Source organism: Arthrobacter glycogeni, assembly GCF_054511155.1.
The window spans coordinates 1-7,726 of record NZ_JBTNDE010000040.1 but is presented as its reverse complement, the minus strand read 5'-3'; the positions used below and the strand labels follow the sequence as shown (position 1 = coordinate 7,726).

The window sequence follows — 7,726 nt, the reverse complement described above, 5'->3', positions numbered from 1 at the left end:
CATGCCAGCCACTACCCCCAGAGCCCACCCTCCCAGGCCCTGCAACAAGGCAGCGGGATCCGTGAGGTTCGACCACGGGACGGCGGTCGCCACATCGGCAACAGCGATGGGCAGGTAAACGGTCATCAGAAGAATCCCCTCAGATATGGATAAGAAGCGGTGGACTTACGTTCCTGCCAGCCTGCACCAGGGTTGCTGAAGGAACCCTGAGGGTACTGATCCCACGGTTTGATTCGGCTACCCGCGATGACGCTCGTCCAAAACGTAGGCCGGCCGCACACCGTGGGGGCGGGTGTGCGGCCGGGTTCTATTTAATTGTGATGTGCACAGCCGGTTTTTGCGGCTTTCTGGGTTACTTGGTGCCGGTCGATGCGGCCTCCTGTGCGTCGTCGAGCTCGCCGTCGGCTTCGTTGTCAGCGCCGTCTTGCTCCTCGGCGCCCTCGGAAGCTTCGTCCTCAGCACCCTCGGAGGCTTCATCTTCGCCTGCCTCGGTGGCCAGGACCGCGGCGTTACCGGCGTCGACCTTGACCTCGGTCAACACCCCGGCGCCGTCCTTGACGGTCACCTCGTAGACGACCGATCCATTCTCGTCTCCGAGTTCGGTGGAGACCACACTGGACCCTGGTACCGATCCGGTGGCGGTGGCTTCGGCGGCCTTCGCGTCGATGGTTGCCAGTTTCGTAAGCTGCGCGGACTCATCTGCCTCGGACTGCTCCGTGGCCGACTCCGGAGCGGTGATGGATCCGTTGAGCTTCGGTTCTTGCTGCTCTCCGTTCTCGGCGCTGTCTTGGTTTGCCTCAACAGGTGCCGGGGCAGGAACGGTCGCAGCGTTTGCCGCGCTCAGACCGACCGCCGCGGTTCCTCCAATGAGTGCCAGACCGGCGAGGGAGCCGACGAGCATCTTTTTCTTGTTGCTGGGGGTGGTGTTCATGGTGGTGCCTTTCGTTGAGGACTTGGACCCTTCCGGTATTGCTGTTTTCCGTTCAGGTCCGGCCCCGTTTCCCGGTGCCTGTAACCACTCTGACCCTCGCCTACTAAGAAAACGCTGAGAGAACCTGAGAGCCAGATAAGTGCTCACCAAGGCGTACGAAGTCAAGGCTGTCCGATCGACACTGACCGGCTAGCCCGCACAGCGGACCACTATCTACTCCCAAATTTCCACCGCGAACACAAATCCGGGGCGGTTCCTCCTCCCTCACCGCAGGTAGCGGCGACCATGGAATCCGAGCCCGGATATTCTCTTCAACCCTTTACCTTTCGATGTTTGCCGTTTGTCGGATTCGGTGTGTAACTCCCGTGCCTCAGATATCTGGCAGGCACTCAGTGAAATCTCAGCAACCTCAATGAAGGATGGGATGATGCCGCATCGACGAACTATCCTTGCCCTCGTGATGCTGGTAGGCGCGGCAATCATCGCCGGTGTGCTGTACCCGCCACCGTTTGTCACTTCCCTTTTCGCCCAGGATCGGCCCGCGACCAGCAACGGTAACTCCGTTCCTGCCATCACCGAACCGCCGATCGTACGCCTGGCGATTGCCGGTGACACCGGAACCGGTGACGCCGCCGAACAGGCCACCGCTAAACGGATGGTTACTGAAAGCCGGCAGGACCCCTACGACGCGCTCGTACTCCTCGGGGATCTTGTTTACGAAGATGGAAAAGCAGAGCTAACCGATCGTGTTGTCTCCGAGCCATTCGCCCCCATTACCACCCGCGGCGCTCAACTGCTGCCAGTGCTGGGAAATCACGACTACCGCAGCGGCGAACAACAACAGATCCTGAACCGTCTTGGCCGCCCGAACTCCTGGTACACCGAACAGGTAGGACCGGTACGAGTAGTCGTTCTGGATTCGACCCTTGTCGCAGACGAAGACCAAACCACGTGGCTCCGCACGACGCTGGCCGAGCCCCAGCCATCGGTAACTTGGACAGTGGTCATAATGCACCACCCGGCGTACTCCGCGGGTTACCACGGCTCCGATTAGGCTGTCCGTGAGACGTGGAGTTCCCTTTTCGCCGAAGCTGGCGTCCACTTGGTGCTGGCCGGACATGACCATGACTACCAGCGTTCAACCCCGCAAGACGGGGTGACCTACGTTGTCTCAGGAGCGGGCGCGAAGCTACGTCCCGTGGGACGACAGGAATTCACGGCCGTGAGTAGTTCAACCCTGCACTTCCTCGACTTGCTGGTCTACGACGACCGCCTTGTCGGCCGGGCAATTGACCAGTCGGGCCAACTTGTCGACAGCTTCACCATCACCCGGTAAGACGCCCGGCACACAACCAGAATTCATACATCTTTTTAAGAAGTACCAGTCGGATCATGGCGGGGTTTTATTGAGTCAGGCACCAGCGGGGTGATTGTGTGGCGCATCGCCTAGGAGTGATAGCAGGAAATCCCCGACGACGGTGTCGCTGAGAACAGGTACCCCGCTGGTGGTGTCCAACTCTTCCGCGCCTACACCAGCCGCTTGCTGCACTACTACAGTGTCCGTAGTCCGCCCGACCTCGAACCGCCGGTACCGGTATCTGCGTGAACTCACGGCTTCGCAAGTACATGACTTCAGAGCAATCTGCGGGGTGCCCAGTACGATGTCAGCTTCAGCTCATCTCCTCCAAAAATAGGGCAGGTACACCGAAGTGGAATTCCAGGAAGTGATGGAAGGGATCGGTAAAGCCGTCGACGCGGCCGGGGTCGCCGCAATCGTGATCGGCGTCGTAGTAGCAAGCCTGATCGCGGCATCGGCGCTGCTTCGGCGAAGGAACAACGTCGGCCACGCCACCTACGAAACTTATCGGCGAAGGCTGGGCAGGTCCATTCTCCTGGGTCTAGAACTGCTGGTCGCTGCAGACATCATCCGGACCGTTGCAGTCACCCCGACCTTTGAATCAGTCGGCGTCCTAGCCTTGATCGTCCTGATCCGAACATTCCTCAGTTTCTCCCTCGAACTAGAAATCACCGGCCGCTGGCCCTGGCAAAAGCCACAAACGATCGAATCAACCACCTAGATCCCGCAACTGCCCAGGGAACTGAACACCTTGCGCCCTATAGTCAGTCGCGGAGCGGGTAATCGCGTAGTGCGTCGCGTAGAAGGGGTAGTAGGACGTCTCCGTCAGCGCCGTGGAGAACGGGGACTCCGTTCACGGTATCTGAGCTTCCACCTTGCGCAGTTGGTCCAGATGGTCGGACTTGCCGCAATGCGATAGCGGCAATGCGATCGGGATGCTTTTTGGCGAGGTCGCGGTAGAGTTTCGGGTCGTGTTCGCCGTCGTCGCCCACCAGAACCCACTCGATGTGTGGGAAGTCTTCCAGCAGGCAGGCAAGGGATGACGATTTATGTTCCTGACCATCCCGGAACCACCGGTGCGGCGTAATCCCCCAATCGGTCATCAAGATTGCGCCAGCAGGGAAACCATTCTTATCGAGAAAGCGCGTTACGGGTCCCACAAAATTCCATGGGCCGTTGCTCAGATACATCACCCCAGGATCGTCTTGCCCCTCAAGAGCGGTTTGGAGTAGGCGCGCCATGCCAGGCACCTTTTTCCGGGTCGAGCTGGAGCCTCGCAAGGTCCGCCATGCAGCTCGAGCTGGATGGGAAATACCCGTCACCCAGGCCGTGTCATCGATGTCGCAGATGACTCCACGCGATGGTTCCGGGCTCACAACGTGAACCTGCGCTGGGACCTCGTCTCGGCCTCCCGAGGAGAGAAGAGCGGTGGCCGTGCCAGGCTCAAGAGCGGTATCTGACTTTAGCCGCGCGTCGATGATGCCGGCTTCGTCACTGGTGACCACTGTTGTGGTGCCGCCGAGTTCAATCGATACCTCGGTTCCGGGACTTTCCAGGGTGAGTAGGCGCCGCCACCCCGAAACACCACGGCGGGAGGAGGGGGCAACCGATGCTGGTGCAAGAACCACACGTCCCAGGACGCGGGCATGGTTGGCGCTGGCGTAGCCCGAATAGGGGATGATTGCCGGGGTCCACCCTTGACGGGTCGCCCGACGGGCCAACCGGTCCCGGATGCCGGTCTCGGTGCGGTACGCGACGGCAACCGCGGCTTGACGTGATCGGCTCAGTGCAGCTTTAGGGGAAGGCATCAGCACATGCTACCCCGGGAGACGAAGCTAGTCCCCTCTCCCCACTTGATGCAGCCACTGCTCGGAAGCACCCCGTCCCCGCTGTAAGGCACCCACGATGGGGTCGAGGCCATTCCCTGCCCGAAAACACGCTTGAGGTATGAATGATCTACAGGGTCGCTCCCCCGTTGCGCTATCGGTGAATTCCCTCGACCTATCACTTTGCCGAGGCTAGCGTGAACGGATACCTCAGCAAATTTGCTGGCGGATCAGACGAGCGTAAGGAGCAGTCATGGGTTTGGATGACAAAATCAAGAACGCAGCCGAAAAGGTTACCGGTAAAGCAAAAGAGGGTCACGGCGAAGCGACCGGCGACGAAAGCCTGAAAGCTGACGGTCAGAAAGACCAGTCGAAAGCCGATCTGAAGAACGCCGGCGAGAACGTCAAGGACGCCTTCAAGTAAAAAGCAGACTTTCTCCAAAAGTGGTGTGCACGAAGCTTCGTGCACACCACTTTTCGCTTGAAAAACGCTTTGATGGTCACCGCTCCTAAGCTTCCCGACCGAACCATCAACAGAAATCTCAAATAGCGCAATCGCTGTTGCCGGGTGGGAGGTTCTAAAGGAGCGCCCCGAGCCATAAGCCGGTCAAGGCGAGAAGGATGCAGAGGCCGGTCGAGCCGAATGCGTTTGCTCCTGCGGCCGCTGTTCTGCCGGCCATGAGGAGACGGACTGTCTCGACGCTGGCGGTGCTGAAGGTGGTGTAGCCGCCTATGAGCCCGACGCCGAGAACGGTCAGCAGTGGCGATAAGTGAGCTTCATTAGAGACAAGCCCCGTAAGTAGTCCAAGAACGAGAGAGCCATTGGCATTGATGATATTCGTTGCCCAGGGGTAGTTTCTCCCGAAGTGTCGGCTCACTAAGGCGTCGACCATGTACCGGAGCGCGGCGCCTATCCCGCCCGATAGTGCGGTGACGACGAAGACCGTCGTGTTCATCGGTTCCTCCTCTTGCGGGTGTGGATACCTGCGGCGAACAGGATGCCGCCAACGGAGAATGCGGCGCCAATGATGACCGTGCCGAGGGCATAGAGGACGCCTGCGACCACGCGGCCCTCTTGTAATAGCTCGGCTGCCCCGACCGCGAGTGTGCTGAAGGTAGTGAAGCCGCCTATCAAGCCTGTTCCCAGGAGTAAACGTGCCGTGCGGCGGTAGCCGACATCGGGGCCCTGGCGGGCAAGCGTCTCAAGGAGCGCTCCGAGGGTGAATGCGCCGATTATATTGATGCCGAGTATTTGAAGAGGGATACCCCCGACGTTAGGAATAGTCACGCCAGCGAGCAGGCGCAAGGCCGCACCCACTGTTCCCCCTAAAAAAAACCAGAAGTACGTCTCGGGTTAGAGATTGCTTCTCGGGGAAGTTGTCTGAGTCCAGGGGCGTTCTGGCATAGTTGTCGGTCATGGGGTTCCTATCTCGAGGCGTGAGGTATCGCAAGAGATAGGGACTGTTGTCGACGAACAGGTCGAGGTTGGGTCCGGCGAGCCCCACCACCGGACGCTTTCGCGCACTCACTATTATGTCAGATCAAACCGCCGCGTGCTGCCTTTGCCGCATGGATCCACGCAGATGATGCCAGTCCACCCGAGCGGAAGCGCCCGTAAGCCGGTTCCCCACAGCAACACAGGTTTCTAATCAGGGCATCGGCTAAGACATCAGTGCCGCCTGACTAGGAGATTCGCGTATACCCCGCCCGAGAAATTGTCTCGCTTAGATAGCGAAAGTGCGACAACGAGGCTGATGGCCAGCTACCGGGCAGGTTCGATGAGCTGTGGGCCGTTGTTGCGCACTGAGCTGACTTCTTTGCCGACGACTCGGGGCACTAGGTCAGGTTCGGGCAGGGCGTTGACCAGCTCTCGAACCTGGTTCTTGTCTGTGGTCGATGGATCCAACCAGTCCGCTTGTAGGTCGTTGGGGATGATGAGCGGTGAGCGTTCATGGATATGCCCAGTACGTCGGTGGCCGACGTCGTGATGACGGTGGCGGTGACCAACCACTTGTCCGGGTGTTCCTCGGGCAGCTCGGGGTTGGGCCAGAACTCATAAAGGCCGGCTACCGCCAACAGCTCGTCCTCGTCCTGCCGGGCAGGTAGGTCGGGGTGAAGCATCATCGCTGTGTGTCATTCTGATCCCCATCATCGCTGGGCGGGTCCTCCGCGCAACCTGGACGCGATGCGCCGGGAGCCGAGCCAAACTTTCGTTCGGCGCTCCTCCGTCGCTTACTTCCTCGCGAAAGTTCGGTTCTCTCCCGGTACCCAAGTTGCACTCCGGCCCTTCGCGCCCAGCGGTGATTCCACTATCAGAACGGCACGAAGAGGAAAACTCGGTGAAAATCTTTCCACAAAGTCATGTACCTTCCCCGCGGTTCCCCCATGAAGTAGTAAGAAAGCCACCAAGGGCTCCAGGAGAGAAAGGAGATAACCCGCCACAGGAAGATTGCAACCCACCCAACGAAACAGGCACAACCTGTTCACCATCTGAGCGGGTTTGTGCACAGTCAGAGAGCAAAATAGCCTCTGACAAGGGGAAACACTGTGCCCGAAGTGGGACTTGAACCGGCTTTCGCCCCTTGCAAACACTGGCCTCCCCCGAAAACCTCCTCAAACCAGCCCAGTCCGGCCCCGATACGCCCCAGTCCGACACCCAGGGTGTGCACATTGTGCACACCTCCTTTTTTGTCTTGTTCATGGACGTATCTGGCCTGCATCGTCGCTCTGGGCAGCACCGTAGTCATTACCCCGAGGACCCGATCAATCCGGGGACTCGGGCTGTCGTGATGTACGACGAAGGCTCGGATTGGGCCCCAATCAGTGCAACAATGTGCAAGCTCTGGACCGGCAAAACTCATGATGGACCTACCTCCTTTCTCGAATATCTCATCGACAAAATGACGAAAGGGCACATGACTAAAGCGTGAAGTCGTTCAATCGAATCCTCTAGAAATTCGAGTGAAATGTCTGGTGCAAAAGATCAATACTGGTTGGGTCCTCTGCTGAGTTGTCGCCTCTGGAGGCTCGTGAAAAAAATCGCCCCGCTTCCGGTTTGGCAGTATTTCTTGCTAGATCAGGCCTTTGGTATGCCAGACGGTTTTCGTCTCGGTGAAGAACGTGATCCGGTCGATCGAGGGGGCACCGGCGTCGGGACCCGTCTCGGGCGGCAGCACCCGCTTGAGCGTTTCCGCGGCGGCGATCTGCAGGTTAACCCAGTCAAGGTGCTCGCCGCCGAGCAGGTCCAGGGCGTTCACGTCGGCGTGGGCGGCCAGCCACGGGGCGATCTCCGCCGGTGAGCCGCTGAGGATGTTCACGACGCCGGCGGGCACGTCGGACGTGGCGAGGACCTCGCCGAGGCTCAGGGCCGCCAGCGGGGCGCGTTCGTTGCCGAGCACCACCACCGTGTTGCCGCTGACGAGCACGGGCGCGACGGCGCGGACGAAGCCGAGCAGCGAGCCGGGTCCCTGCGGTGCGATGACCGCGACGACCCCGGTCGGTTCGGGGGTGGACAGGTTGAAGTACGGGCCGGAGACGGGGTTGGCGTTGCCGGCCACCTGCACGTACTTGTCGGCCCAGCCGGCATACCAGACCCACAGGTCGATGGCCTCA

General features: G+C 59.9%; 8 protein-coding genes and 1 pseudogene. 3 read left to right on the top strand and 6 right to left on the bottom strand.

All coding sequences use genetic code 11. The annotated features are described in order from the left end of the window. Nucleotides 1-352: 352 nt before the first annotated feature. Complete coding sequence (locus ACX80O_RS16480) at nt 353-931, bottom strand: PepSY domain-containing protein (RefSeq protein ID WP_459334145.1); 579 nt, start codon at nt 929-931, stop codon at nt 353-355. Between the two features lie 427 nt (nt 932-1,358). On the opposite strand from ACX80O_RS16480, the gene ACX80O_RS16475 reads away from it, so the two are divergent. Next, nucleotides 1,359-1,985, top strand: coding sequence for a metallophosphoesterase family protein (locus tag ACX80O_RS16475; protein WP_459334144.1), 627 nt, complete (start codon nt 1,359-1,361; stop codon nt 1,983-1,985). Nucleotides 1,986-2,640: 655 nt separating this feature from the next. Next, complete coding sequence (locus ACX80O_RS16470; RefSeq protein ID WP_459334143.1) at nt 2,641-3,009, top strand: DUF1622 domain-containing protein; 369 nt, start codon at nt 2,641-2,643, stop codon at nt 3,007-3,009. Between the two features lie 43 nt (nt 3,010-3,052). On the opposite strand, the gene ACX80O_RS16465 is transcribed toward ACX80O_RS16470, so the two are convergent. Beyond that, nucleotides 3,053-4,096 carry an App1 family protein phosphatidate phosphatase gene (locus ACX80O_RS16465; protein WP_459334142.1) on the bottom strand — a complete coding sequence of 348 codons (1,044 nt, stop codon included), beginning with the start codon at nt 4,094-4,096 and terminating at the stop codon, nt 3,053-3,055. A 271-nt stretch (nt 4,097-4,367) separates the two neighbouring features. Here ACX80O_RS16465 and ACX80O_RS16460 point away from each other — a divergent pair, with 271 nt between their 5' ends. After that, a complete protein-coding gene (locus ACX80O_RS16460) occupies nt 4,368-4,538 on the top strand; it encodes a CsbD family protein (protein WP_459334141.1) in 171 nt (56 codons plus the stop codon). A gap of 154 nt (nt 4,539-4,692) precedes the next feature. Here ACX80O_RS16460 and ACX80O_RS16455 read toward each other — a convergent pair whose 3' ends face one another. The 4 genes and pseudogenes from ACX80O_RS16455 to ACX80O_RS16440 form a co-directional block, all read right to left on the bottom strand. Further along, the gene (locus ACX80O_RS16455) at nt 4,693-5,070 is read right to left on the bottom strand and encodes a fluoride efflux transporter FluC (protein WP_459334140.1); all 378 of its coding nucleotides are present in this window, start codon (nt 5,068-5,070) and stop codon (nt 4,693-4,695) included. Then, nucleotides 5,067-5,441, bottom strand: a pseudogene (locus ACX80O_RS16450) (fluoride efflux transporter FluC); the annotation flags it as partial. The gene ACX80O_RS16455 and the pseudogene ACX80O_RS16450, both read right to left, overlap by 4 nt. Before the next feature lie 435 nt (nt 5,442-5,876). Next, nucleotides 5,877-6,125: an SOS response-associated peptidase family protein gene (locus ACX80O_RS16445; protein ID WP_459334139.1), complete on the bottom strand. Its 249-nt coding sequence runs from the start codon at nt 6,123-6,125 to the stop codon at nt 5,877-5,879. 1,060 nt (nt 6,126-7,185) lie between these two features. Next, a partial coding sequence (locus ACX80O_RS16440; RefSeq protein ID WP_459334138.1) for an aldehyde dehydrogenase family protein occupies nt 7,186-7,726 on the bottom strand: 541 nt, incomplete at its 5' end.

Bases quoted from the DNA above. Each gene is read 5' to 3' on its own strand.
- ACX80O_RS16465 (WP_459334142.1), bottom strand. From the start codon at position 4,096: ATGCCTTCCCCTAAAGCTGCACTGAGCCGATCACGTCAAGCCGCGGTT.
- ACX80O_RS16455 (WP_459334140.1), bottom strand. From the start codon at position 5,070: ATGAACACGACGGTCTTCGTCGTCACCGCACTATCGGGCGGGATAGGC.
- ACX80O_RS16480 (WP_459334145.1), bottom strand. From the start codon at position 931: ATGAACACCACCCCCAGCAACAAGAAAAAGATGCTCGTCGGCTCCCTC.
- ACX80O_RS16460 (WP_459334141.1), top strand. From the start codon at position 4,368: ATGGGTTTGGATGACAAAATCAAGAACGCAGCCGAAAAGGTTACCGGT.
- ACX80O_RS16475 (WP_459334144.1), top strand. From the start codon at position 1,359: ATGCCGCATCGACGAACTATCCTTGCCCTCGTGATGCTGGTAGGCGCG.